At 64.0% G+C, this 25,046-nt stretch carries 23 protein-coding genes; 16 read left to right on the forward strand and 7 right to left on the reverse strand.

Annotated elements, in window-relative coordinates; all coding sequences use genetic code 11:
• The first annotated feature begins 170 nt into the window (after positions 1–170).
• The 10 genes from DYZ14_RS15600 to ligA all read left to right on the forward strand — a co-directional run bounded on the left by DYZ14_RS15600 (position 171) and on the right by ligA (position 13,953).
• Complete coding sequence (locus DYZ14_RS15600; RefSeq protein WP_154721537.1) at positions 171–1,097, forward strand: D-alanine--D-alanine ligase; 927 nt, start codon at positions 171–173, stop codon at positions 1,095–1,097.
• Between the two features lie 20 nt (positions 1,098–1,117).
• Entirely contained in the window at positions 1,118–2,017 is a 900-nt protein-coding gene (locus tag DYZ14_RS15605) for a cell division protein FtsQ/DivIB (RefSeq protein WP_154721608.1), read from the forward strand.
• Positions 2,014–3,345, forward strand: a complete 1,332-nt coding sequence (ftsA, locus tag DYZ14_RS15610) for a cell division protein FtsA (RefSeq protein WP_154721538.1) — start codon at positions 2,014–2,016, stop codon at positions 3,343–3,345. Before DYZ14_RS15605 ends, ftsA begins: the two co-directional genes overlap by 4 nt.
• A 100-nt stretch (positions 3,346–3,445) precedes the next feature.
• Positions 3,446–5,212, forward strand: a complete 1,767-nt coding sequence (ftsZ, locus tag DYZ14_RS15615) for a cell division protein FtsZ (protein WP_115669136.1) — start codon at positions 3,446–3,448, stop codon at positions 5,210–5,212.
• 284 nt (positions 5,213–5,496) lie between these two features.
• Entirely contained in the window at positions 5,497–6,453 is a 957-nt protein-coding gene (gene lpxC / locus DYZ14_RS15620) for a UDP-3-O-acyl-N-acetylglucosamine deacetylase (RefSeq protein WP_154721539.1), read from the forward strand.
• Between the two features lie 298 nt (positions 6,454–6,751).
• Complete coding sequence (locus DYZ14_RS15625) at positions 6,752–7,561, forward strand: outer membrane protein assembly factor BamD (RefSeq protein ID WP_419178267.1); 810 nt, start codon at positions 6,752–6,754, stop codon at positions 7,559–7,561.
• A 31-nt stretch (positions 7,562–7,592) separates the two neighbouring features.
• The gene (recN, locus tag DYZ14_RS15630) at positions 7,593–9,266 is read left to right on the forward strand and encodes a DNA repair protein RecN (protein WP_154721540.1); all 1,674 of its coding nucleotides are present in this window, start codon (positions 7,593–7,595) and stop codon (positions 9,264–9,266) included.
• Between the two features lie 64 nt (positions 9,267–9,330).
• Positions 9,331–10,779, forward strand: coding sequence for a phospholipase D-like domain-containing protein (locus DYZ14_RS15635; protein WP_154721541.1), 1,449 nt, complete (start codon positions 9,331–9,333; stop codon positions 10,777–10,779).
• Between the two features lie 115 nt (positions 10,780–10,894).
• Positions 10,895–11,710, forward strand: coding sequence for an endonuclease/exonuclease/phosphatase family protein (locus tag DYZ14_RS15640; protein ID WP_154721542.1), 816 nt, complete (start codon positions 10,895–10,897; stop codon positions 11,708–11,710).
• Positions 11,711–11,793: 83 nt separating this feature from the next.
• Positions 11,794–13,953 (forward strand): NAD-dependent DNA ligase LigA, encoded by a 2,160-nt coding sequence (gene ligA / locus DYZ14_RS15645; protein ID WP_154721543.1) that lies wholly within the window; start codon positions 11,794–11,796, stop codon positions 13,951–13,953.
• A 130-nt stretch (positions 13,954–14,083) separates the two neighbouring features.
• Here ligA and DYZ14_RS15650 read toward each other — a convergent pair whose 3' ends face one another.
• The gene (locus DYZ14_RS15650; protein WP_154721544.1) at positions 14,084–14,527 is read right to left on the reverse strand and encodes an Rrf2 family transcriptional regulator; all 444 of its coding nucleotides are present in this window, start codon (positions 14,525–14,527) and stop codon (positions 14,084–14,086) included.
• 232 nt (positions 14,528–14,759) lie between these two features.
• On the opposite strand from DYZ14_RS15650, the gene DYZ14_RS15655 reads away from it, so the two are divergent.
• On the forward strand, positions 14,760–15,455 hold the full coding sequence (locus DYZ14_RS15655) for a class I SAM-dependent methyltransferase (RefSeq protein WP_154721545.1): 696 nt from the start codon (positions 14,760–14,762) through the stop codon (positions 15,453–15,455).
• Positions 15,456–15,492: 37 nt separating this feature from the next.
• On the opposite strand, the gene DYZ14_RS15660 is transcribed toward DYZ14_RS15655, so the two are convergent.
• From DYZ14_RS15660 to DYZ14_RS15670, 3 genes are all read right to left on the reverse strand, one after another.
• A complete protein-coding gene (locus DYZ14_RS15660) occupies positions 15,493–15,903 on the reverse strand; it encodes a TIGR02588 family protein (RefSeq protein ID WP_154721546.1) in 411 nt (136 codons plus the stop codon).
• A 7-nt stretch (positions 15,904–15,910) separates the two neighbouring features.
• On the reverse strand, positions 15,911–16,780 hold the full coding sequence (locus tag DYZ14_RS15665) for a TIGR02587 family membrane protein (RefSeq protein WP_154721547.1): 870 nt from the start codon (positions 16,778–16,780) through the stop codon (positions 15,911–15,913).
• Between the two features lie 204 nt (positions 16,781–16,984).
• A complete protein-coding gene (locus tag DYZ14_RS15670; RefSeq protein WP_154721548.1) occupies positions 16,985–19,081 on the reverse strand; it encodes a DEAD/DEAH box helicase in 2,097 nt (698 codons plus the stop codon).
• Between the two features lie 257 nt (positions 19,082–19,338).
• On the opposite strand from DYZ14_RS15670, the gene DYZ14_RS15675 reads away from it, so the two are divergent.
• The gene (locus DYZ14_RS15675; RefSeq protein ID WP_154721549.1) at positions 19,339–19,950 is read left to right on the forward strand and encodes a 3'-5' exonuclease; all 612 of its coding nucleotides are present in this window, start codon (positions 19,339–19,341) and stop codon (positions 19,948–19,950) included.
• A gap of 65 nt (positions 19,951–20,015) precedes the next feature.
• Entirely contained in the window at positions 20,016–20,504 is a 489-nt protein-coding gene (locus DYZ14_RS15680; RefSeq protein ID WP_154721550.1) for a CreA family protein, read from the forward strand.
• Positions 20,505–20,923: 419 nt separating this feature from the next.
• Here DYZ14_RS15680 and DYZ14_RS15685 read toward each other — a convergent pair whose 3' ends face one another.
• Both DYZ14_RS15685 and DYZ14_RS15690 read right to left on the reverse strand, forming a co-directional pair.
• Positions 20,924–21,388, reverse strand: coding sequence for a chemotaxis protein CheW (locus tag DYZ14_RS15685; protein ID WP_115669150.1), 465 nt, complete (start codon positions 21,386–21,388; stop codon positions 20,924–20,926).
• A gap of 290 nt (positions 21,389–21,678) precedes the next feature.
• Entirely contained in the window at positions 21,679–22,467 is a 789-nt protein-coding gene (locus DYZ14_RS15690; protein WP_154721551.1) for a DUF2189 domain-containing protein, read from the reverse strand.
• Between the two features lie 140 nt (positions 22,468–22,607).
• Here DYZ14_RS15690 and DYZ14_RS15695 point away from each other — a divergent pair, with 140 nt between their 5' ends.
• The 3 genes from DYZ14_RS15695 (at position 22,608) to DYZ14_RS15705 (ending at position 24,518) form a co-directional block, all read left to right on the forward strand.
• On the forward strand, positions 22,608–22,766 hold the full coding sequence (locus DYZ14_RS15695) for a hypothetical protein (RefSeq protein WP_154721552.1): 159 nt from the start codon (positions 22,608–22,610) through the stop codon (positions 22,764–22,766).
• A 137-nt stretch (positions 22,767–22,903) separates the two neighbouring features.
• Positions 22,904–23,503 (forward strand): SCO family protein, encoded by a 600-nt coding sequence (locus tag DYZ14_RS15700; protein WP_115669152.1) that lies wholly within the window; start codon positions 22,904–22,906, stop codon positions 23,501–23,503.
• Positions 23,504–23,627: 124 nt separating this feature from the next.
• The gene (locus DYZ14_RS15705) at positions 23,628–24,518 is read left to right on the forward strand and encodes a 50S ribosomal protein L11 methyltransferase (protein ID WP_154721553.1); all 891 of its coding nucleotides are present in this window, start codon (positions 23,628–23,630) and stop codon (positions 24,516–24,518) included.
• Positions 24,519–24,716: 198 nt separating this feature from the next.
• Here the strand turns inward: DYZ14_RS15705 and DYZ14_RS24130 are convergent, their stop codons facing one another.
• On the reverse strand, positions 24,717–24,890 hold the full coding sequence (locus tag DYZ14_RS24130) for a hypothetical protein (protein WP_195949973.1): 174 nt from the start codon (positions 24,888–24,890) through the stop codon (positions 24,717–24,719).
• Positions 24,891–25,046 lie beyond the last annotated feature (156 nt).

The raw sequence follows: 25,046 nt of genomic DNA on the forward strand, positions 1-25,046 counted from the left end.
CGCCTGTCTCGTGCGGCAAAAAAATCGGGCCGCCGGGTCCGCCGGTTAACGAAAGTAAACACTTCATTAACCTTAATGTCGTCTAACTGATGCAAAGGACGGCGCCCCTCCCAACCGAGAAATCCGGCGCCAGATGTCCGGTTGGTGTTTCGCGATATGCGGGGGCGTTGATGAGTGGCAAGCATGTAGCCGTCCTGATGGGTGGCCTTTCCTCCGAAAGGCCGGTGTCGCTTTCCTCCGGGAAGGCGTGCGCCGAGGCCCTCGAGGCCGAGGGCTACCGCGTCACGCGCGTCGACGTTGACCGCAATGTCGGCCAGGTTCTCGCCGAGTTGCGTCCGGACGTCGCCTTCAATGCGCTGCATGGGCCGTTCGGCGAGGATGGCACGATCCAGGGCGTGCTCGAATATCTGCAGATCCCCTATACGCATTCCGGCGTGCTCGCCTCGGCGCTCGCCATGGACAAGGGTCAGGCGAAGATCGTCGCAGGCAATGCCGGGGTGCCGGTCGCCGAAGCGCGCGTCATGTCGCGTTTCGATATCGGCAACGAACATCCGATCGCGCCGCCCTATGTGGTCAAGCCCGTGTGCGAAGGTTCGAGTTTCGGTGTCGTCATCGTTCGCGAGGATATGGCGCATCCGCCGCAATCGCTGACCTCGAGCGAATGGCGCTACGGCGATCGCGTGATGGTCGAGCACTACGTCGCCGGTCGCGAGCTGACCTGTGGCGTCATGGGCGGCAAGCCGCTCGGTGTGACCGAGATCGTGCCTCAGGGTCACAGCTTCTATGATTACGACTCGAAATATGTCGCGGGTGGTTCGCGGCATGTCCTTCCTGCGGAAATTTCACCGAAAATTTACCAAAAAATACAATCATTGGCCGTTACGGCGCATCAGGCAATCGGGTGTCGCGGGGTGAGTCGTTCGGACTTCCGCTATGACGATCGTTTCTCCGAGGATGGCGAGCTTATCTGGCTGGAAATCAATACCCAGCCCGGCATGACCCCAACCTCGCTGGTGCCCGAAATGGCGGCGCATGCCGGCCTTGGTTTTGGTGAATTCGTGCGTTGGATGGTGGAGGACGCGTCTTGTTTGCGGTGAATGGCGATAAATCTGCGGATATGGTGGGGCGCTCCGGCGTGGCCTCCGGTTCTGCCGGCGAGGGGCTGGTTCTGCCCCGGCCGATGCGCCGTGTCGTGCGCTTCGTCGTCAGCCTCTGCTCGGGTCGCATCGTCATTCCGGCCCATGCCGGCAAGGTTTCGCTTGCCGGCTTCTATTCCGCCGTGGCGCTATACGGGATCGTCGTCGGTGGCCATGGCCCCGCAGTCGTCCAGGCGATGACGACGGGTGCGGGGTTTGCCGTCGAAGATGTTCACGTCTCCGGCAATCAGCACACATCCGAGATCGACATTCTCCAATTGCTCGGCCTGGATGGTTCCACCAGCTTGCTGGGTCTCGACATTGCTGCTGCCCGCCAGGCCCTGGCGGAGATGCCCTGGGTCGAATCGGCGGAGGTTCGCAAGGTCTATCCGCGGGCGGTCGAGGTCGTGCTGCGCGAGCGTCAGGCCTACGGCATCTGGCAGCACGGCACCGAGCTTTCGCTGATCGAGAAGTCCGGCAGCGTGATTGCTCCGCTGCGTGACAACAAGTTCGCCTCCCTGCCGCTGTTCGTCGGGCGCGATGCCGAGACGGCCGCCGCGACGGTCGAGGCGCAGTTCGCAAGCTTTCCAGGCATCGCCTCGCGGGTGAAGGCCTTCGTTCGCGTCGCTGGTCGTCGCTGGGATATTCATCTGGACAATGGCGTCATCGTCAAGTTGCCCGAGGATAATGTCGATGCGGCCCTCGCCAAGCTGGCGCGCCTGGATGCCGAACAGCAGCTCCTGGCGCGCGACATCGCCGCCGTCGATCTGCGGCTTCCCGATCGCACCACCATCCGGCTGACGCCGGAGGCCCAGGAACGTCGTCTTGCAGCGCTTGAAGAGCGGCGCAAGATGCTCAAGAAGGCGGGGCAGAACATATGAGCCTGTTCGGAAGCTCCCACTTCGGTCTGCCGCGCATGAAGCCGCTTTCGTCGAAGCGGGTGCATGTCGTGTCGGTGCTCGACATCGGTTCGACCAAGGTCGTCTGCATGATCGGCCGCCTGACGCCGTGCAAGGAAAGCGCGGTCCTGCCGGGTCGCACGCATAATGTCGAGGTCATCGGCATCGGCCACCAGCGCTCGCGCGGCATCAAATCCGGCGTGATCTCCGATCTCGACGCGGTCGAAGGCGTCGTGCGGCTCGCTGTCGATGCCGCGGAGCGCATGGCGGGCCTCACCGTCGAAAGCCTGATCGTCAACGTCTCGGCCGGTCGCATCGGCTCCGACGTCTACACGGCCACCATCGATCTGGGTGGCCAGGAAGTCGAAGGCAGCGACCTGAAGAAGGTCCTCGTTGCGGCCGGACAGCAGTCCCAGGGCAATGACCGTGCCGTGCTGCATTCGCTGCCGACCGGCTTCTCGCTCGACGGCGAGCGCGGCATCCGCGATCCCCTCGGCATGTATGGCGATGTGCTGGGTGTCGATATGCATGTAGTGACCGCCGAGCGCGCAGCACTGCGCAATCTCGAACTCTGCATCAATCGCGCGCACCTGACCGTGGAGGGCGTGGTCGCCACCCCTTACGCCAGCGGCCTTGCTGCCCTGGTCGACGACGAGGTCGAACTCGGCTGTGCCGCCATCGACATGGGCGGCGGCATGACGACGATCTCGGTCTTTGCCGAAGGCAAGCTCATTCACACCGATGCAATCAGCATAGGCGGGCATCACGTCACGACCGATCTGGCACGTGGCCTGTCGACCCGCATCGAGGATGCCGAGCGTCTCAAGGTGGTGCATGGTTCGGCGCTCGCCAACGGGGCCGACGAGCGCGAAGTGGTTTCCGTTCCGCCAATCGGCGAGGACGACCGTGACCAGCCTCTGCAGGTGCCGAAGGCGCTGTTGACCCGAATTATCGGCGCCCGCATCGAAGAGACTCTTGAACTGTTGCGCGATCGGATTCAGAAGTCGGGCTTCTCGCCCGTCGTCGGCAAGCGAGTCGTCCTCACGGGCGGCGCCAGCCAGCTGACCGGCATGCCCGAGGCGGCTCGCCGCATTCTGGCCCGCAACGTGCGAATCGGGCGCCCGATGGGTGTCGCCGGCCTCCCGGCCGCGGCCAAGGGCCCCGCTTTTTCGACCGCAGTCGGATTGATGATTTATCCGCAGGTCGCCGATCAGGAAACGCATGCCGGGCAGGGCGGGTTGTTCTCTCCCTTCGGCAACGGAAACAGCCGGATGGCCCGCATGGGCCAATGGCTGAAGGAAAGCTTTTGAATTGCCTCCAGGCCGCCGCTTGCGGTCCGGCCTGGGGCGAAACGGTTGAAATGACAATGGCCGGCGTGGCGCTGTGGCCGGAGAAAGAAGGAAGTCTGAAATGACCATCAAGCTGCAAAAGCCAGATATCACCGAGCTGAAGCCTCGGATCACCGTGTTCGGCGTCGGCGGCGGCGGCGGCAACGCTGTCAACAACATGATCACCGCGGGCCTGCAGGGCGTCGACTTCGTCGTCGCCAATACGGACGCCCAGGCACTGACCATGACCAAGGCCGATCGCGTCATCCAGCTCGGCGTCAGCGTCACCGAAGGCCTCGGCGCCGGCTCGCAGCCGGAAGTCGGCCGTGCCGCCGCCGAAGAGTGCATCGACGAGATCATCGATCACCTGAACGGCACCCATATGTGCTTCGTCACCGCCGGCATGGGCGGCGGCACCGGCACCGGTGCGGCACCGGTCGTTGCCCAGGCTGCCCGCAACAAGGGCATCCTGACCGTTGGCGTCGTCACCAAGCCGTTCCACTTTGAAGGCCAGCGCCGCATGCGGCTTGCCGAGGCCGGCATCGAGGAGCTGCAGAAATCGGTCGACACGTTGATCGTGATCCCGAACCAGAACCTGTTCCGCATCGCCAATGACAAGACGACGTTTGCGGACGCCTTCGCCATGGCCGACCAGGTGCTCTATTCGGGTGTCGCCTGCATCACCGACCTGATGGTCAAGGAAGGCCTGATCAACCTCGACTTCGCCGACGTCCGTTCGGTGATGCGCGAAATGGGCCGTGCGATGATGGGTACCGGCGAGGCTTCGGGCCAGGGCCGCGCAATGCAGGCTGCGGAAGCCGCTATTGCCAACCCGCTGCTCGACGAAACCTCGATGAAGGGCGCTCAAGGGTTGCTGATCTCGATCACCGGCGGTCGCGACATGACCCTGTTCGAAGTCGACGAAGCCGCAACCCGCATCCGCGAGGAAGTCGATCCGGACGCCAACATCATCCTCGGCGCGACCTTCGACGAAGCGCTGGAAGGTCTCATCCGCGTGTCGGTCGTCGCCACCGGCATCGACCGTGCCGCTGGTGCCATGGCAGCCCGCGACGCCGCTCCGGCAGCAAGGCCGATTGTCCGTCCCTCCGCGGCCGTTGCTTCGGCTCCGGCCGCAGTGCAGCCTGCAATGGCGCAGGCACCCAAGACCATCGACCCGGTGGCAGAAACCATCCGTTCGGCCGAAGCTGAAATGGAACGTGAACTCGAAATCGCCATTGCTCGTCAGGCAGCCGTCGCCCCGCAGCCGGCCGCCGAGCCCGACTTCCGTCCGCAGAGCCGGTTGTTTGCGACGCCTGCTGTCGCCGAGGCACAGCCTGCCGTTCGCATGCCGGTCGAGCCGGTTGCAGCTCCGGCGCCGGTCATGAGCCGTCCGGCTCCGGCCATGCATATGCCGGCGGCCGAAATGCAGGCGCCGGTCGCTCCGGCTCCGGTACGCCACGAGCCGGTTGCTCCGGCCATGCGTCAGGCGGCCGAGCCGGTGCGTATGCCGAAGGTGGAAGACTTCCCGCCGGTCCTGCGTGCCGAACTCGATCACCGCGCCCAGCCTGCGGCTCCGGCCGCCCAGGACGAGCGTGGTCCGATGGGTCTCCTGAAGCGGATCACCAACTCGCTTGGCCGCCATCAGGAAGAAGAACCTGCCTCCGACATGACCGCCTCTGCACCGGCCCCGGCCGCTCCGCAGCGTCGCGCTCTTTCGCCGGAAGCCAGCCTCTATGCGCCGCGTCGCGGCCAGCTCGACGACCAGGGTCGCGCCACGCCCCCGTCGCGTTCGAGCCACGAGGACGACCAGCTGGAAATCCCGGCCTTCCTTCGCCGCCAATCCAACTGATCGAACGCTTTCAGTGATCAGGGGCCCGGGTCTTGCGACCCGGGCCCTTTGCCTTTCAACATCCTTGCTGGTGTTTGTTTTTCATATGAAATTCAGTGGTTTGGTTTCGTTACAATGCGAAACGAACAGTGATTTGGCAGGACCCCGGCCAGTGCGTATGTAGGGGCTCGGAATGGGATTGGCGTGTTTGCCGCGTGATTCTCCACTTCCGGACAAGACAGGAGCAGCCGCGCATTGATCGAGCCCGAAGGTCGGGCCGGCTGCATCGCTTAAAGGCAGATTTCATGGCAATCGCATTGCTGGGTTTCCAGACCACCATCGCAGCTCCCCTCAGCCTGACGGGTATCGGCGTCCATTCCGGCCGCACGGTCACCATCAACATGCTTCCGGCCGAGGCCGGGACGGGGATCGTCTTCGTGCGCCAGCACGACGATGGCAGTTCCACGGAGCTCAAGGCGGTTTCCTCGCAGGTCGGCAATACCGATCTGTGCACGGTTCTCGGCTTTTCGCCGGCCCGTTCGATCGCCACCATCGAGCATGTCATGGCGGCCATCTATGCGCTCGGCCTCGACAATCTGGTGATCGAGGTCGACGGCGCGGAAATGCCGATCATGGACGGCAGTTCGGAAGTCTTCATCGATGCGATCGAGCTGGTCGGTATCGTCAATCTCGGCGTCAAGCGTCGCTACATTCGCGTCATCAAGCCGGTCCGGATCGAGTCGGGTGCGTCCTGGTCGGAGTTTCGCCCCTATGACGGCACGCGCTTCGAGGTCGAGATCGATTTCGACACGCCCTTGATCGGCCGCCAGAAGTGGGAAGGCGAGCTCACCGCCTCAAACTTCAAGAACGAGCTTTCGCGCGCCCGCACCTTCGGCTTCATGCGGGACGTCGAACGCCTTTGGGCCGCCGGCTTTGCCCTCGGTTCGTCGCTGGAAAATTCCGTCGTCATCTCCGACGACAACACCGTCATCAATGTCGAAGGCCTGCGCTACGATAAGGACGAGTTCGTCCGTCACAAGACGCTCGACGCTGTCGGCGACCTGGCGCTGGCCGGCGCGCAGTTCATCGGCTGCTACCGCTCCTATCGCGGCGGCCACAAGATGAATGCCAATGCGCTCAAGGCCCTGCTCAGCGATCCGACCGCCTACGAGGTCGTCGAGGCGCCGTCACGCAGCCTCAAGGCGCGGGCGCGCGAATTCGTCCCCGTCAATGTTCCGGAATTCGCGCCCTGGTCGGCGTGACCCTCTGATTACCTCCAAGCTAGGGCCGGGGCATTGAAACCTCGGCCCTTTTTTCGTCTTGAAGAATGTGCCGTGTTCGACCGGCGTTGCGCTTTGGGCCAATTGTCGTATTTCCCGACAGCCGCCACAAAAATGCGTTAAATCGCCATCATTGCGTTGCTCTCATACTGCTTTTATGGCTAGAAACGCGTGTTGAAAGCGACGGTTTTCTAGCGGCGCTGCAATCGGGAACTGTCGAATGAGTCATGTAGGGTCGGTCGTTGTGAATAAAGCCGCGCGTATTGCCAGTATATGTGTGATGATGACGGTGTCCGGCGCGCTGCTGGCTGCATGCCAGTCGGATCCCGACATCGACATCACCAAGCTCGGCATCGAGACCGATCCGCCGGAAACGCTCTACAATCAGGGTCTGGCGAACATCAAGGCCGGTAACATCGTCGAGGCGTCGCGCAAGTTCGATGCGATCGACGCGCAGCATCCCTTCTCCGAATGGTCGCAGAAGGCGCTGGTGATGAGCACGTTTACCAAGTATCGCCTGGCCCGTTACACCGATGCCGTGGCCGCCGGCAACCGTTACCTCAATCTTTATCCGCGCTCGGACGATTCGGCTTACGTGCAATATCTCGTCGGCCTTTCCTACTGGAAGCAGATCGTCAACGTGACGCAGGACCAGAAAACCTCGCTGCAGACGATCGATGCGATGCAGAAGGTGATCGATAACTATCCCGACTCGGAATATGTCGACGACGCGCAGGCCAAGATCCGTTTCGCGCGCGACCAGCTGGCCGGCAAGGAAATGCAGGTCGGTCGCTACTATCTCGAGCGCAAGGAATATCTTGCGGCCATTTCGCGCTTCCGCGCCGTGGTCGAAAAATATCCGAACACCAACCAGATCGAGGAAGCGCTGGCGCGCCTCGTCGAGGCCTATTTTGCCCTCGGTGTGGTGCAGGAAGCCCAGACGGCCGCAGCGGTGCTCGGACACAATTATCCCGACAGCCAGTGGTATGCCGATTCCTACAAGCTCCTGAAGTCGGGCGGCCTCGAGCCGCGCGAGAATACGGGTTCGTGGATCGCAAGGGCCGGCAAGAAGATCCTTGTCGGGAGCTGACCCTCTTTCCTAGACGCGAGATGAGTGTTCCATGCTGGTCCAGCTGTCGATCCGCGATATCGTTCTGATCGAGCGTCTGGATCTTGCCTTCGAGGCCGGACTGTCGGTGCTGACCGGCGAGACCGGCGCCGGCAAGTCGATCCTGCTCGACAGCCTGTCGCTGGCGCTCGGCGGGCGCGGCGACGGCTCGCTCGTTCGCCATGGTGAGGACAAGGGGCAGGTCACCGCCGTCTTCGACGTCGCGATGACCCATCCGGCCCGCACCCTTCTGCGCGGCAATGGCGTGGATGACGACGGCGACCTGATCTTCCGCCGCATCCAGTCCGCCGACGGCCGCACCCGCGCCTATATCAACGACCAGCCCGTTTCGGTGCAACTGATGCGCCAGGCGGGGCAGCTTCTGGTCGAGATCCACGGCCAGCACGACGACCGTGCGCTCGTCGATACCGATGCCCACCGCATGCTGCTCGATGCGTTTGCCGGCCTTTCCGACGAAGCGGTCAGCCTCGGCGAGAGCTATCGCCGCTGGCGCGAGGCCGACCGGGTGCTGAAGGCCCATCGCGCCCGCGTCGAGGCGGCCGCGCGCGAGGCGGACTATCTGCGGGCTTCGGTCGAGGAACTGGAAAAGCTTTCGCCACGCGACGGCGAGGAGGACGAACTGGCCGAACGGCGCGCCGTCATGCAGAAATCCGAGCGGATCGCCGGCGACATCGCCGAGGCTTCGGAATTCCTCAACGGTCACGCCTCGCCGGTGCCGCTGATCGCCTCGCTCGTCCGCCGGCTGGAGCGCAAGAGCCACGAGGCTCCGGGCCTTCTCGAGGATACGGTCCAGCTGCTCGATTCGGCGCTCGACAACCTCTCCAATGCGCAGATGGAAGTCGAAGCAGCACTTCGGCGCACCGAATTCGATCCGAACGAGTTGGAGCGGGTCGAGGAACGGCTGTTTGCGCTGCGTGCCGCGGGTCGCAAATATTCCGTGCCGGTGACCGGCCTTCCGGCGCTCGCCGAAAAGATGATCGCCGATCTGGCCGAACTGGATGCCGGCGAGGAGAAACTCGGCGCGCTCGAGGCTGAAGTGGTCGAGGCGAGGGCGCATTACGACCACCGGGCCCGGGCGCTGTCGGACAAGCGGCGCAATGCCGCTTCCGCGCTTTCCGAGGCGGTGATGGCCGAGCTTCCGGCGCTGAAACTGGAGCGCGCGCGCTTCATGGTCGAGGTGACGAGCGATCCGGAGGCGGCCACTGCCGAGGGCATCGACACCGTCGAATTTCACGTCCAGACCAATCCGGGAACACGTCCGGGGCCGATCATGAAGGTCGCCTCCGGCGGCGAGCTGTCGCGCTTCCTTTTGGCGCTCAAGGTGGCGCTCGCCGATCGTGGTTCGGCCCCGACCCTGGTGTTCGACGAGATCGATACGGGCGTCGGCGGTGCCGTCGCCGATGCCATCGGCCAGCGCCTCAAGCGGCTGTCCGCCAAGGTCCAGGTGCTCTCCGTCACCCATGCGCCGCAGGTGGCGGCTCGCGCGGCCACCCACCTGCTGATCTCCAAGGGCCCGACGGGCGAGGGCGGCGAGAAGATCGCCACCCGCGTCGCCACCATGGAGCCGGAACATCGGCGCGAGGAGATCGCCCGCATGCTGGCCGGCGCCTCGGTCACCGACGAGGCGAGGGCGGCTGCCGCGCGTCTGCTGGCCGGAGAGAACTGAGGCGCACCGGACCTTTGGGCCGGCAATTGCATTCAACGCCGAAACCTGTTTCCCTCGGTGCACGATGTTCGAAGTCCTGTCTCCCTATTGGCCGCATATCCTTGCCGTTCTGTCGATCGCCATGGGCGCGGTGGCCGCGATCCATGCCGCCATGACCAAGCGCGAGGTCCGCTCGGCCTTGGGATGGGTCGGTGTCATCCTCCTGTCGCCCCTGCTCGGCGCCTTGATCTATGCGGTCGCCGGCGTCAACCGCATCCGCCGCAAGTCGCTGATCTCGCGCCGCGCGCTGCATCTCGACGAGCTTTGGCGGACGCTTTCCCATTACGGCGTGTCGCGTGAGGCGGTGGAAACGCGGTTCGGCAGCCGCATGGCAGGGCTGAAGACACTCGGCGACCGGGTCGCCAGACACGCGCTCTCCTCCGGCAACCGGATCGACATGCTGTCCTCCGGCGACGAGACCTATGCCGCATTCTGCGCGGCGATCGATGCGGCGGAACGCAGCATCATCCTCGAGACTTACATCTTCGACCGGGACGCTGCCGGGCTGCGGGTCGCCGACCGGCTGATCGCGGCCCACAGACGTGGCGTCTCGGTCCGCGTGCTGATCGATGCGGTCGGCGCCCGCTACAGCGTGCCCAGCATCCTCGGCTATCTGGCCGAGGGCGGTGTCACGGTCGCCGCCTTCAACGGCAAGGTCGTCGCCGGCCTGAGGCTGCCCTATGCCAATCTGCGCACCCATCGCAAGATCCTGGTGGCCGACGGCGCCGTCGCCTTTCTTGGCGGCATGAACATCCGCGCCGCTTTCGAGGGCGACGAGGCGGCGCGCGACACGCATTTCCGCCTGACCGGGCCGGCCGTCGCCGACATCTTCGCGGTGGCGGCCGAGGACTGGCATTTCGAGACGGGCGAGATCCTGAACGGCGAGGTCTGGAGCGTCGCGCCGTTCAGCGCCGATCCCGGCACGCCGAGTTTCGTGCGCACCGTCGTCTCGGGTCCCGATGCCAATCTGGAGACGAACCACAAGATGATGATGGGCGCCTTTTCCGTGGCGGAGAAGTCGATCCGCATCATGTCTCCCTATTTCCTCCCCGACAATATCCTGCTCGGCGCGCTTGCCACGGCTGCCCGGCGCGGGGTGGCGGTCGACATCGTCATCCCGGCGCGGAACAATCTGGCCATCGTCAGCCATGCCATGGCAGCCCAGTTCGACCAGATCCTCAAAGACGGCAGCCGGATCTTTCGCGCGCAAGGGCAGTTCGATCACTCAAAGCTGATGACCGTCGACGGGCAATGGGTCTTTGTCGGTTCGTCCAATCTCGACTCGCGATCGCTGAGGCTGAACTTCGAGATCGATCTGGAAGTCTTCGACCCCGATTTCGCCGCGACGATCGACGCGCGCATCGATGCCGCCCTCGATGGCGCCGAACCTGTCACGCTGGAGGAACTGAGCAGGCGCCCATTCGTTTTCCGTCTGTTCGACCGTGTCCTTTGGCTCGGCTCGCCCTATCTGTGATGGAGACCTGTCTTGTTGAAATCCTGTCGTCATCCCGGAGCGGGCGTGGTCATTCCCGCCACATGCCCTATGCTTCGGGCGGGTCCGGCGATGGTGCAGTCCGCATGGAAGTGAAATGACGAAGACCAACAACACCCTGGCTTCCGCGGTCATTGCCTCGATCAAGAACCGGTCCAATCGCATCCACAATCCGCTGAGGCGGGACGCGCGCGACGGCTCCATGCTGGTCGCGTCCTATAATGTCCACAAATGCGTCGGCACCGACGGCCGCTTCGATCCTGAGCGCATCATCGAGGTCATCCGCGAGATGAACCCCGACGTCATCGCCCTGCAGGAGGCCGATCAGCGCTTCGGCGAACGGTCCGGCCTGCTCGACCTGCCGCGCCTGCGGCTGGAGACCGGGCTGATGCCCGTGCCGGTGCTGCACAAGCCGAAATCCCATGGCTGGCGCGGCAATGTGCTGCTGTTCAGGGAAGGCGTGGTGCGCGACGTCCACCAGGTGGCGCTGCCGGGGCTCGAGCCGCGCGGGGCGCTGGTGGCCGAGATCGACATCGAGGCGCGCGAGGGATTGCGAATCATCGCCGCCCATCTCGGCCTGCTGCGCTGGGCGCGCCGGCAGCAGGCCGACACGATCCTCGACATCATCGGCCGGCGCGAAGACCGACCGACCCTTTTGATGGGCGATTTCAATGAATGGCGCCTCGGTCCCGGATCGGCGCTCACCCGCCTCGAATCGGTGTTCGGACCGCTGCCGACGCCGATCCCGAGCTATCCGGCCCGCATGCCGGTGCTCTCGCTCGACCGGATCATGGCCAACCGCGCCGACCTGATCGCCGAAATGGCGGTGCATGACACGCCGCTCGCCCGCAAGGCCTCCGATCACCTGCCGCTTCTGGCGCGGATCGATCTTGGCGCCGGCAGCCTTGGCTGATTCAACTGTGCGATTGCTCGGACGAGGTTTTTCAAGCCGTGAATCTCGGCTAAGACCGACGAGTCAAATTCGGAGCAGGGGCAATGGCAGAGCAGATGATCGCAGTCGAGGACCTGAGCGAGGAACAGGCGAGGACCGAGCTGGCACGGCTGGCCGAGGAGATCGCCCGCCACGACGCGCTCTATCACGGCAAGGACCGTCCGGAGATCTCGGACGCCGACTATGACGCGCTGAAGCGGCGCAACGATGCGATCGAGGCGCGGTTCCCGGCCCTGATCCGCCCCGACAGCCCGTCGCAGCGGGTCGGGGCCGCGCCTTCTGTCACCTTCGCCCCGGTCGTCCATGCCCGACCCATGCTGTCGCTCGACAACACCTTCTCTGACGAGGACGTCGCCGATTTCGTCGCCTCTGTCTATCGTTTCCTCGGGCGGCTGCCGGACGATTCGATCGCCTTTACCGCCGAGCCGAAGATCGACGGTCTCTCCATGTCGATCCGCTACGAGAACGGCCGGCTTGTGACCGCCGCGACGCGTGGCGACGGGACGACCGGCGAAAACGTCACCGCCAATATCCTGACCATCCCGGAGATCCCGCGGCAATTGCCGGCCGGTGCGCCCGCCGTGGTCGAGGTGCGCGGCGAGGTCTACATGGCCAAGAGCGCCTTCCTGGCGCTCAATGCGCAGATGGAGGCCGAGGGCAGGCCGACCTATGTCAATCCGCGCAACACCGCGTCCGGTTCGCTGCGCCAGCTCGACCCGAAGGTGACCGCCAGCCGCAAGCTGAAATTCTTCGCCTATGCCTGGGGCGAAATGTCGGAAATGCCGGCCGACACGCAGATGGGCATGGTGGAGAAATTCCGCGAATGGGGTTTCCCGGTCAATCCGCTGATGAAGCGGCTCACCTCGACGGCCGAGGTGCTCGATCATTATCGCCAGATCGGCCTGATGCGTGCCGATCTCGACTATGACATCGACGGCGTCGTCTACAAGGTCGACCGGCTCGACCTGCAGGAGCGTCTCGGTTTCCGCTCGCGGAGCCCACGCTGGGCCACCGCCCACAAGTTCCCGGCCGAGCAGGCCTTCACCACCGTGGAGGCGATCGATATCCAGGTCGGCCGGACCGGGGCGCTCACCCCGGTCGCGCGGCTGGAGCCGATCACGGTCGGCGGCGTCGTGGTCACCAATGCGACGCTGCACAATGCCGATTACATCCAGGGAATCGGCAATTCCGGCGAGCGCATCCGGCCGGAGGATCACGACATCCGGGTCGGCGACACTGTGATCGTTCAGCGTGCCGGCGACGTCATTCCGCAGGTGCTCGATGTCGTACTCGAGAAGCGCCCTGAGGGTGCCGTTCCTTACGCCTTCCCGACGAAATGCCCGGTCTGCGGCAGCCATGCCGTGCGCGAAAAGAACGAGAAGACCGGCAAGCTCGATTCGGTCACCCGCTGCACCGGCGGCTTCGTCTGTTCGGCGCAGGCCAAGGAACACATCAAGCATTTCGTCTCGCGCAACGCCTTCGACATCGAGGGGCTCGGCACCAAGCAGGTCGATTTCTTCTTCGAAGCAGAGGATCCGGCGATCCGGATCCGCACGGCGCCTGACATCTTCACCCTGAAGCGCCGGCAGGAGGCTTCGCCGCTGGTGAAGCTGGAGAATATCGAGGGTTTCGGCCGCGTCAGCGTGCGCAAGCTCTTCGACGCGATCGACGCCCGCCGCGAAATCGCCCTGCACAGGCTGATCTTCGCGCTCGGCATTCGCCATGTCGGCGAGACGACTGCCAAGCTCCTTGCGCGCTCCTACGGCTCCTACGCCGCCTTTGCCGAGGCGATGAAGGCGGCAGCGCCGATGTCCGGCGATGCGTGGAACGAACTCAACGCCATAGACGGCATCGGCGAGGTGGTCGCCGCCTCGATCGTCGAATTCTTCAAGGAGCCGCGCAATCTCGAAGTGGTCGATAGGCTGCTGCAGGAGATAACGCCGCTCGACGCCGAGGCGCCGGTCACCAGCGGCAGTCCCGTCGCCGGCAAGACCGTCGTCTTCACCGGATCTCTGGAAAAATTCACCCGCGACGAGGCGAAGGCGCGGGCCGAAAGCCTCGGCGCCAAGGTGGCCGGATCGGTGTCGAAAAAGACCGACTATGTCGTCGCCGGCGCCGATGCGGGCTCCAAGCTCGCCAAGGCGCAGGAGCTTGGCGTTTCGGTTTTAACCGAGGATGAGTGGCTGACGCTGATCGGCGGGTGAGGGGACCGCTCAGTCTGTGGGACCGGGCGGTTCGGGCTTGGGCCCTTGTCACGTTTCTTTGCGCAGGGACGGCAATCCGGCGCGTCCGTCTCGACAGAAGCCCCCGCATCAGCTTCCCCACCTTCATCATTCACTGATCTGCGCGGCAATGCTGCGTCGGCGTCTCTGACTGTTCGGGTGCGAGCTGGTCCAAGGTCACCTGTCCGAACCGCTCGATGAGGAGAGACTCGGCCTTTGCCATCGTGTCCGACAGCGCGGCGTTGACATTCTTCTCGATCACACAATGGGGATGGTCCGTGCGACTACCGATGGCAAAGAGGGTCGGCCGATCGAGGGCCTCGTAGACGGCGAGCAAGGTGATCTCTTTCAGCGGACGGGTCAATTGCCAGCCGCCGCCGTGACCCTTGCCGGAGCGCACGTGACCGGCCTTGCGCAACCCGGCCATCGTTCTTCGGAACACCGCCGGATTGGTGCGCATGCTTTTGGCCAGAACATCCGAGGTCAAAGGCCGCTCGACCTCGGCCATGTGGAGGAGCACGTGCAGGACGTCTGAAAGCCTGGTGTCCTTGTTCATTTCATCTCCCGTGCGCGGCGATAGGATTGTCATGAATCAGTTGTTGTTTCATGATGGCTGCACTGTTATGTAACTCTCATTGATACGAGAGGGTGACCGGCCTGTCCAGCCATGGCAACGCACCCTCTAGCGAGAGTTCCGGTCGAACGTTAGGCGAGGTCATCCTTGCCAAGGCCGATGAAAGCGAGGCGGTGGGGCGGCCGGCCGCTCACTCTTATCCGAGGAGAGACGCATGGAAGACAATCTCACGCCGTTCCTCAATCCGGATGCGGTTGGGACCTACACGCAGGATACGCAGCGCAAGGTGCCGGGACTGGCCGCCCTGCACCGGATGGTGACTATCCTGCTCGGGGAGGGGGCGCCTGCCGCTGCCCATATCCTCGCTGTCGGGGCGGGTGGCGGTCTGGAGCTGAAGGCGATGGCGGAACAGCGCGCCGGCTGGCGATTCACCGGCGTCGATCCGTCCCCCGCCATGCTTGACATCGCCCGCCGGACGACCGCCCCTCATGCAGATCGGATCGAACTGAGGACGGGGACGATCGATCAAGCGCCGTCCGGTCCGTTCGACGGCGCGACCTGCCTGCTCATGCTGCATTTTCTCGACAGGAACGAACGGTTGCGCACCCTCAAGCAGATCCATACCCGTCTGAAGCCGGGCCGCCCGCTGGTGGTTGCCCATCATTCCATGCCGGAATCTGAGCGCCGGCAATGGCTGACGCGGTCCGCCGCCTTTGCCGGCGACGTCGATTTCGATGCGAAGAGCGCCGCGGGCTCCGTCAAGGCGATGGCCGAGCGTCTGCCGCTACTCGCCCCGTCTGAGGATGAAGCGCTTTTTCTCGAAGCAGGCTTCTCGGAGCCGGCCCTGTTTTACGCCGCCTTCTCGTTTCGAGGCTGGCTGGCGCTCTCCGGCCAGCCGTCCACGAGGTAATGCAGGGGGCAAGTGGTGTCGGTGCAGTGACCTAGGCTCACGGATCGGTATAGCCGATCGCCCTGAGCGTCAGTTGGGCGCTGCCCGGGTCCGTGGTGAACAGGATCGCGCCGCTCGACTGGGATTCGCCGGGCACATAGTCGAAGGTGACGTCGACCGTCTCGACACTCTCTTCGCCCCGCAGAAGTTCCCCGCGGACGACAACGGCCGCGGCTGTGCTGTTGGCGCGATTCTCGATGTCGAAGGTGATGCGGTAGCCGCCCGTCATGCGTTCCATGCCGGTCGCCTCGATGGCGAATTCCGGTGGATCCATCTGCTCGGTCAGTGCATTCCAGCCGACATAGCCGATCAGCGTGGCGATCAGGGCAGCCGAGACGAGGCCGGTCAGCCACTCCATCCAGTGCGGATCGTCGGCTTCTGTGTGGCGGGGGCGATGGGAGGGGCTCATAGGTTCCTCACAGTATCAGCCGGGCGGCGGCGGCGCCGATCGCGGCGGGAAAGGCGAGTACGATCACGGCGAAGACCAGTGGGGTCAGCGCCGTGCCGTCGACCTGCTCGAAGATCCACAGGCAGAACAGGCTGATCGAGAGCGCGATGACATAGCCGGGCAGGGTGAAGCGGATCAGGGCGTGCCACCAGGGCGTCTCCGGCGAAAGCTCATGACCGCCCTCGAAGGAGACCGCATAGACGAAGCCGTGCATCAGCGCGATCGACAGGGCAATGGCGACGAGCGCGTGCCAGGCCGTCATCTTGTAGGAGAGCAGGATCATCTCCTCCGTCGGCGCGACGTTGAGCGACAGGAACAGCGCGCCGACCGCCATGAGGAAAAGCTCGCCGAAATAGGTTGCCGGGCGCTTGCGCAGTTCGGGGTTTTCACATTCCTCGTCCTCGTCGCGGGTCAGCTGGCTGCGGCCGAGCATGGCGCCGATGCTGGCGGGCACCGCCTGCACGGCGATCTTGCCGAGCAGTTCGCTCATCGGCATCTCCATCTTCAGAACGCCGAACAGGGCGAGGATGAGACCGCTCGCCGCAATGCCTATCCCGTAGGCGACGATTGCGTCGCGAAGATCTTCACGCCAGCCGAACGTCTCCTCGAAGCCGATATGGTGGGACAGGATGAGCAGGAGCGGGAGGTTGATGACCAGCAGCAGGAGCAGCTTCTCCCGGTCTATATGAAAGCCGAGCTGCCACATTTCCATGGTCATCAGCATGGGAAGGGCAAATAGCAGGGCGCCGGCGAGCCCGCGTCCCATGCCGGCGAGAAAGGCCGTCCTCGCCCGTCGCCGCTGAACCAGGCCGCGACCGCGCGCTGCAAATTCCGACATATCGCCCCCAGCTCCATTCCTGCGCGCTCGACAACGCGGAGAAGGGGTAATTGTTCCACCGCAGGCATCGGCTGCCGGCGGGGGGAGAGCCGGGGGGAGGGGCAAAGCCCCGATCGAAGCCCCTGCGGTGCGGAGCCCGAGAGGCGGCAAACGAAAAGGCCCGCACATGGGAATGCACGGGCCTTGACGTTCGTTCGAGCGGGATCAGCCCTTCGGCTTGAAGCTCTTCTTCTTCGGTCCCGCTGCGGGGCCGCGATCGTCGAACTTGCCCTTCGGCTTGCCGGCATAGGCCGGCTTGTCGCCCTTTGCCGCATAGGCGGGCTTATCGCCCTTGGCTGCATAAGCGGGCTTGCCGGCCCAGTCGGGCTTGGCCGCTTTGTCGTAGGCGTTCGAGGCGCCCTTCGGCTTCTTCTTGAAGGCGGGTTTGTCGCCGCTCCAGTCGTCGCGGGCGGGCTTGGCCGGGGCATCGCCCCAGACCTCGGCATCGGCCTTGGCCATCTCGTCCGGGAACTGGCGGCTCGATGCCGGTTCGCGCTTGTCGGCCCAGGCCTTCTTTTCGCCCTGCGGCTTCTTGTCCGCGTAAGGTTTCTTGTCGCCGAATGGCTTCGTCTCGGCAAAGGGTTTGGCATCGCGGGCCGGACGCTCCTTGGGCGGGGCGTTGAAGTTGGGCGTGCCCTCCAGGCGCTTGACGATGATGCCGCGCTCCAGCGTCTTGTTCGGGCCGATCGCCGCGACAAAACCCTCGACGCCGCTGTCGGCGATTTCGACGAAGGTCTCTTCCGGCTGCATCTTGATCGCGCCGATCGCCGCCTTGGTGATGTTGCCGTTGCGGCAGAGCATGGGGATCAGCCAGCGCGGCTCGGCATTCTGTCTGCGGCCGACGGAAAGCGAGAACCATGTGCTGGCGCCGAAATCGGAGCGCGGTTGGGTGGCGGAGCTGGATGGATTGGCGTAGTCGGGCTCGCGGCGCTTCTTGGCGGCCTCCAGACTGACCGGGATCAGGTCTTCCGGGGCCGAGCGGTTGCCACGCTGAAGGCGCAGGAAGGCGGCGGCCACCTGTTCGGCGCCGTGGGTCGCCAGCAGGGTGGCGATGAATGGAGCCTCGTCCTCGTTGATCTTTTCCGAAAGCGCGGGATCGGCGAGCAGTCGCTCGTCGTCGCGCGCCAGCACTTCGTCGGCCGAAGGCGGAAGGACCCAGGTCGGCTGAACATTGGCGCCGGCGAGCAGACGCTCGGCCTTGCGCCTGGCGCTCATCGGCACGATCAGCGCCGAGACACCCTTGTTGCCGGCACGACCGGTACGGCCCGAACGGTGCAGCAGGGTATCCGAATTGGTCGGCAGGTCGGCATGGATGACCAGTTCGAGGCCGGGCAGGTCGATGCCGCGGGCGGCGACGTCGGTGGCGATGCACACACGGGCCCTGCCGTCGCGCATGGCCTGAAGGGCATGGGTGCGCTCGTTCTGCGAAAGCTCGCCCGACAGCGCCACGACCGAGAAACCGCGATTGTGCAGCCGCGCCGTCAGATGGTTGACGGCGGCGCGGGTCGAGCAGAACACGATGGCATTGCGCGCCTCGTAGAAGCGCAGCACGTTGATGATCGCGTTCTCGCGATCGGGATTGGCGACCGTCAGCGCGCGGTATTCGATGTCGACATGCTGCTTGCGCTCGGAAACGGTTTCGATGCGCTTGGCATTGCGCTGGTAGCTCTTGGCCAGATCGGCGATCGAGCGCGGCACGGTGGCCGAGAACATCAGGGTGCGGCGATCATCCGGCGCCGCCTCGAGGATGAATTCGAGATCCTCGCGGAAACCGAGGTCGAGCATTTCGTCGGCCTCGTCCAGCACGACGGCGCGCAGGGCGGAGAGGTCGAGCGCGCGGCGGGTGATGTGGTCGCGCAGGCGGCCCGGTGTGCCGACGACGATGTGGGCGCCACGCTCCAGCGCCCGGCGCTCGTTGCGTATGTCCATGCCGCCGACGCAGGAGGCGATCACCGCACCGGTCTTCTCATAGAGCCATTCCAGCTCGCGCATGACCTGCATGGCGAGTTCCCGGGTGGGCGCGATGGCAAGCGCCAGCGGTGCGCCGGCACGACCGAAGCGGTCTTCGCCGGCCAGCAGCGTCGGCGCGATGGCAAGGCCGAAGGCAACCGTCTTGCCCGAGCCGGTCTGGGCCGACACCAGCGCGTCGGCGCCCTCGAGGTCCGGGTCGAGCATGGCCTGCTGCACCGGGGTCAGCGTCGCATAACCGCGCTTGGACAATGCCTCTGCGATCGGCGCCACGATGCCGTTGAATTCTGTCATGGAAAAGGTCTTTCGAACTGGATGTGTTGAGCGGGCCAATGCGCCGCGCCCGCCGATTGCGGGTATGTTTGGCGCGTTCCTATCCGGCAAACGCCGAAATGTATAGGGGGAGGGACGAAAAAGGCGAGAGATGCAGGCGAATCCGGGTGCCGAATCGCGCTCGCCGCGCCATGCTGCGGGGATATGTCGTATTTGCTTCGCCAGGGTGGAAGCCCTATGACCGGACAGCGCCACCGAATCCGAAGAGTCCTTATCCCTTGAAAACCATCGCCATCGATTTCGAAACAGCGAGCGAAGAGCGTGGCAGCGCCTGTTCGGTCGGCCTTGCGTGGATCGAGGACGGCGAAGTGGTACGGGTCGAGGAACGTCTGATCCGGCCGAAGTCCATGCGGTTTTCGCCGTTCAACATCGCAATCCACGGCATCAGGCCGGAGCAGGTCGAGGATGCGGGCGAGTTTCCCGAGGTGATGGACGAGTTTGCCGAGGATTTCTCGGGCGCCATGATGGTCGCCCATAATGCCGCATTCGACTTCTCCGTCTGGCGCTCTGCACTCGACGCCTATCGCCAGCCCTATCCGGAACTGTCCTATCTGTGCAGCGTCAAGCTGGCCCAGCGCATGTGGCCGCAACTCGGATCGCACCGGCTGAACAGCCTGGCTGCCCATCTTGGCCTGAGATTCAACCATCACAATGCCGCCGATGATGCACGGGTCTGCGCGCTTGCCTCTCTAGCCATGGTGCGCGAGGCGGGGGTCGCGCATCTGGCGGAACTTCCCGGCGCGATCGGCATTGCTCCCGGCCGGCTGTTTCGCGGCGGCTACGAGGCCTGCTCGGTGCGCCGCATGCGAAAGCCCGTGCCGGCCTTGTAAGGTGGTCGGTCGCCCTTATCTAGATCGCAGTCACTCCTGATCGCCGTCACTCCTGGAGATTTGCCATGTCTTTCCGATCCGCCTTCCTGTCCACTTCGCTCGCTCTTGCGGCCCTCGCTGCCCCGGCCTTTGCCGAAACCGTGGGAAAGGTCGGCGTCGACTGGGTCGGCAACGACATCGTCGTCGAGGCGGTGACCGATCCGAAGATCAAGGGCGTTACCTGCCACGTCACCTATTTCGACCGTTCGATCATCGACCGTCTGTCGAAGGGCAACTGGTTCGAGGATCCGTCCAACAATTCGATCGCCTGCCGGCAGACCGGACCGATCGAGATCGGCGACATCGATCTGTCGAAGGAGGGCGAAGAAGTGTTCCGCGAGGGCATGTCGCTGATCTGGAAACAGCTGGTCGTCAACCGGATCTACGACAAGGCGAATGATACGCTGATCTACCTCATCCACTCGCGCCAGGTCGTCGACGGCTCCGCCAAGATGGCCATTTCCACCGTGCCGCTGTTCGATCAGCCGGTCACCTGGGCCAACGGCAAGCCTTGAGACGACGCCGGAGAGCAGTGGCCGGTTAATCGTCTGTGGCCGGCGGGCTGATATTGCGCCCAAAATTGGTCAGCTCGGCGGCGGAAAAATGTTCATTTTTCCGCGTCACGTCACTTTCGCTACAGGCTAAAGTTTGGCAAGCTTTATGAGGGCATCAGAAAACGAGCGTATCACCCCAAAACGTTCGCCTTTTGTGCCTGTCTTGCCAGTCGAGGGTTTGCAGCCTCGAATACTCAATAAGGTTGCGCTCCGTGCTTTCCTGGGCCCGGAGCGCAACTCGTTTCTGCATGGTGCATCGGCAGGTGGGAAACGGGCGGCGGGCGGCTGCTGCCGCATGCAGGCCGTGGGCGAACACCAAAACGCCGATGACCCCGCAGACGGCGGGGTCATACTGGGGAAGATCCGGAGAGTTCGGACGATCAGGCCGCCTGGGCGAGTTCGTCGGCGATCACGGTGTCGAGGTTGAGGAAGCAGACCATCGACTTCTCGAGCGCGACAATGCCGCGGCAGAAGGCGCGCTGGGCTTCCGGGATGATTTCCGGCGCCGGTTGCAGGTCTTCGCCCCTGATGGTCATCATGTCGGAGACCTGTTCGACCAAAAGGCCGACCAGCTTGCCGGCGATGTCGGTGACGATGATGGCGGCGCGCTCCGACGGCTCGGTCATCTTCATGCCGAGGCGGCAGGCCATGTCGATGACCGGGATCACCGCGCCGCGCAGGTTGATCAGGCCAAGCACGTAAGGCGGGGTGTGGGGCATCGGCGTCACCGGCGCCCAGCCGCGGATTTCGCGGATCGCCATGATGTCGATGCAGAATTCCTGGTCGCCGAGATGGAACGAGACGATCTCGAGGTAGGCGCCGGATTGCTTGATTGCGTTGCTCATCTTCAAATTACTTCCCAGTTTGCGGCTGCCGCACCCTCACTCGAACCGGGTGGCGGCATGTCGGTTTAATCTTCCCGCGACCTTGTCGACGTCCCGCGTCGACCGCATTGTGCATGCTGAGCCCAAGGAAATGGTTAACGCATTCCGGCGGACGTGATGTCCGTATGACCGGTCCGGTCATCTCGCGATCGAATGATGCCAAAGAGCCGTTAAGCAATGGATAATGTATTCCTCCAGGCTGCATTGCCCGCCAAGGCCGGGTGATGCGCCTTGTCGTCAACCTCGATCGCTCAACCGATGGAAATGGCCCGGCGATAAAGGTGCCAGGTCGCGTGGCCGAGGACCGGCAAGGCGATGAACAGGCCGGCGAACAGCGGCAGAAGCGAGAGGAAAGCGCCGGTCCCGACGATCAGGCCGAAGGCGAGCATCGGGCCGGGGTTCTCGACAACCGTGCGGATGCTCAAAAGCATGGCCGTGACGAAGTCAATGTCATGGTCGAGCAGCAGCGGCATGGAGATGACCGTGAGCGAAAAGAGGACCGTGGCGATGACGCCGCCGACGAGTGTTCCGACCAGCAGGAACAGCATGCCTTCGGGCGTCGTGGTCACCACCGTGGCGAAGGCGGCGAGCGAGGCGGGGATCTTGAAGCCGAGGAACAGGGCAAGCAGCAGCCGGACCTGGTAGATCCAGATCCAGAAGACGAACAGCACGGCGAATGCCATCCAGGAGAGTTGTCGCTCCCGCTGCCGAAAGACCTCGGTCAGCACCCCGCGCCAGGTGATGGGCTCGCCGCGTTCGTGGCGGCGGCTGATCTCGTAGAGACCGACCGCGACGAAGGGGCCGATCAGCGGGAAGCCGATGGCGACCGGGATGATCATCCACGGCTGATGATAGAGGCTGAGGATCACGACGATGAAGAGGCCGCCGAGGGCATAGATGCCGCCGAAGAACAGACCGAACAGCGGGTAGCGGCGGAAGTCCGCCATGCCCTGCGCGAGCGCTGCCATCACATCTCGCACCTCAAGTCGATTGATCCGCATTTTCGGCTGCGGCGCCGCCTGAATGACCTGCTCTTCCATTCGTCCCTCCCAAGACGTTCGGCCAGAATCCCGAATGGATCCAAGCTGGCAGAACTATTCCTAAGATTCATCAGGTTTCTTGCGCGCAGGTGCGAATCTTTTTCCTTCCACCGGGGGTGAGCACATATTATGTAGGAGAAATGGACCATGTCGCCCCGAAGAACACGAACCACCTGCTGACCTCAGCCGTTATTCTGGCCGGTGGGATCGTCTGTGTTCTCGCCTTTGCCGGCTGGATGCGATTCGGCGCGGACATCGTGCTGACCTATGCCGAGAATGGTTTGTCGTCCTGCCTTTGAGCCGATCGAAGGCGCTCGGCCCTGAGGCAAATCGGCGCGCCGGAGCGAAGAAACAACGAGTTGATTTGCACTTTGCCTCCTGAGCCTCTATCGCCGGGTGCATATCTGCCACGTGTGCGACAGGGACCAGACCATCGATGAAGACTTTGCGCATTATCCTTTGGGCCGGCGTCATCCTGCTTGCCGGCGTTCTCGGCTGGCTGACTTTGGCGGTGACGGACACCAAGGACAAGATCGCCGAGGCGCCGTTCGGCGTACCGTTCCAGCTCGTCGACCAGAACGGTAAGCCGATCACCGAGCAGGCCTTCCGCGGCAAGCCGACGGCGCTGTTTTTCGGCTTCACCCATTGCCCGGAAGTCTGCCCGACAACCCTGTTCGAGCTGAATGGCTGGCTGACCACGGTCGATCCGGACAAGACAAAGCTGCAGGCCTATTTCGTCACCGTCGATCCGGAGCGCGACACGCCGGACATGCTCGGCGCCTATATTTCCAACGTCACCGACCGGGTGATCGGCATTGCCGGCGATCCGGAGAAGGTGGGCGAGGTCATCAAGGGCTTCCGTGTCTATGCCAAGAAGATCCCGCTCGACGAGAAGGACCCGAACGGCGACTACACCATGGACCACACGGCCTCGGTGTTCCTCCTCGACAAGGACGGCCGTTTCGTCGGCACGATTTCCTATGGGGAGAACCCCGACGTGGCGATCAAGAAGCTCGAAAACCTCGCCAAGGGCTGACGCGCCGCGCTTGCCGAACGCTCGCCTGTTGCCATCGGCGGCGCCGCGTTGTACCGCAGGCGCCAGCGCCGGGCGGCTCGTCAATGCCGTGCCGCTCTCTCCCTTTGCGACAGGATGACCGACCGTGAGTGAAATCCGCCTCTACGTTACCACGACCGAAGCATTGGCGGGCGAGATCCTCGATCTCATGACCGTCTGCTTCGGCGAAGAGGATCTGGCAATCGCCACCACCGAGGTGGACGAGAAGAACGACGTCTGGGAAGCGTCGGTCTACATGCTGGCCGATGAGGAAGATGCGATCCGGGCCCGGCTCGAAGACCTGTTTTCTGCCGATTTCGCCAATCTGGAGATCCAGCGCGAGGTCCTGCCGGACATCGACTGGATCGCCAAGTCGCTGGAGGGTTTGAAGCCGGTCCGGGCAGGGCGCTTCATCGTCCACGGCTCGCATGACCGCGACAAGGTCAGGGTCAACGACCTGGCGATCGAGATCGAAGCGGGGCAGGCCTTCGGCACCGGCCATCACGGCACGACGGCCGGCTGCCTGGAGGTGATCGGCGAGGTGGTGCGGTCGCGGACGGTGCGCAATGCACTGGATCTCGGCACCGGCAGCGGTGTCCTGGCGATCGCGGTGCGCAAGCTGAAGCGCGTGCCGGTATTGGCAACCGATATCGACCCGATCGCGGTTGCCGTCGCCGAGGGAAACGCCCGCGGCAACGGGATCGTCGAGGGTATCGAGTTCCGCGTCGCGCCCGGCTTCCATTCGACGGCGTTCGGCGAGTACGGCCCGTTCGACCTGATCATCGCCAATATTCTCGCCCGACCGCTGATGAAGATGGCGCCGCAGCTCGTCGCCCATCTGGCGCCCGGCGGCTCGGTCATCCTGTCGGGTATCCTCGCCAGTCAGCGGTGGAAGGTGATCGCCGCCTACAACGGCGCGGGCCTTGCCCATGTCCGGACGATCTGGCGCAATGGCTGGGTGACCATCCATCTGCGGCACGGTCGTGGTCTGGTTTGACGGCTTGATATTTTGCATCGCACCATTGCGTTAGACGCATGGCGATATCCTCAATAACGGGAAACGAAAAAGGCGGCATCTGGGATGCCGCCTTTTTCGGATCAGTCGCCTGATCGGAGCCTGCGAGCTTTGGGAGGAGAGCTACGAGCAGGTGAGGTCTGGGGCCGCCGCGAGGGCTGCCTCATGGCTTGCGCCGGATCAGAATGCGGTGGCGCGGGTGCCCTTGCGGCGCAGTTCTTCGCGGCTGGTGCCCATGGAATGCAGGGTCTCGTCGTCGAGGTTCATCAGGGCGCCGTTGACATAGCGGCTGGCCTGAAGTTCGCGCGCTGCGACAAAGCGCTGATAGGCATTGCGAAGAATGGAGTTTGCCATTGTCGTGGTCCTTGCCGGTTGTGATTTCGTTTGTTCGATGATGCAGATATAGGCGCTGCAAACGCTTTGAGGCAGGGGGGATGCTACATGGGTGTCATGCGCCTTGCGCATGGGTGTGAAGCAAATGCCTTCCTTCTGGCAATCTTGTGACCAAAA

This window comes from Ciceribacter sp. T2.26MG-112.2 (assembly GCF_900492205.1).
Classification (GTDB): domain Bacteria; phylum Pseudomonadota; class Alphaproteobacteria; order Rhizobiales; family Rhizobiaceae; genus Allorhizobium; species Allorhizobium naphthalenivorans_A.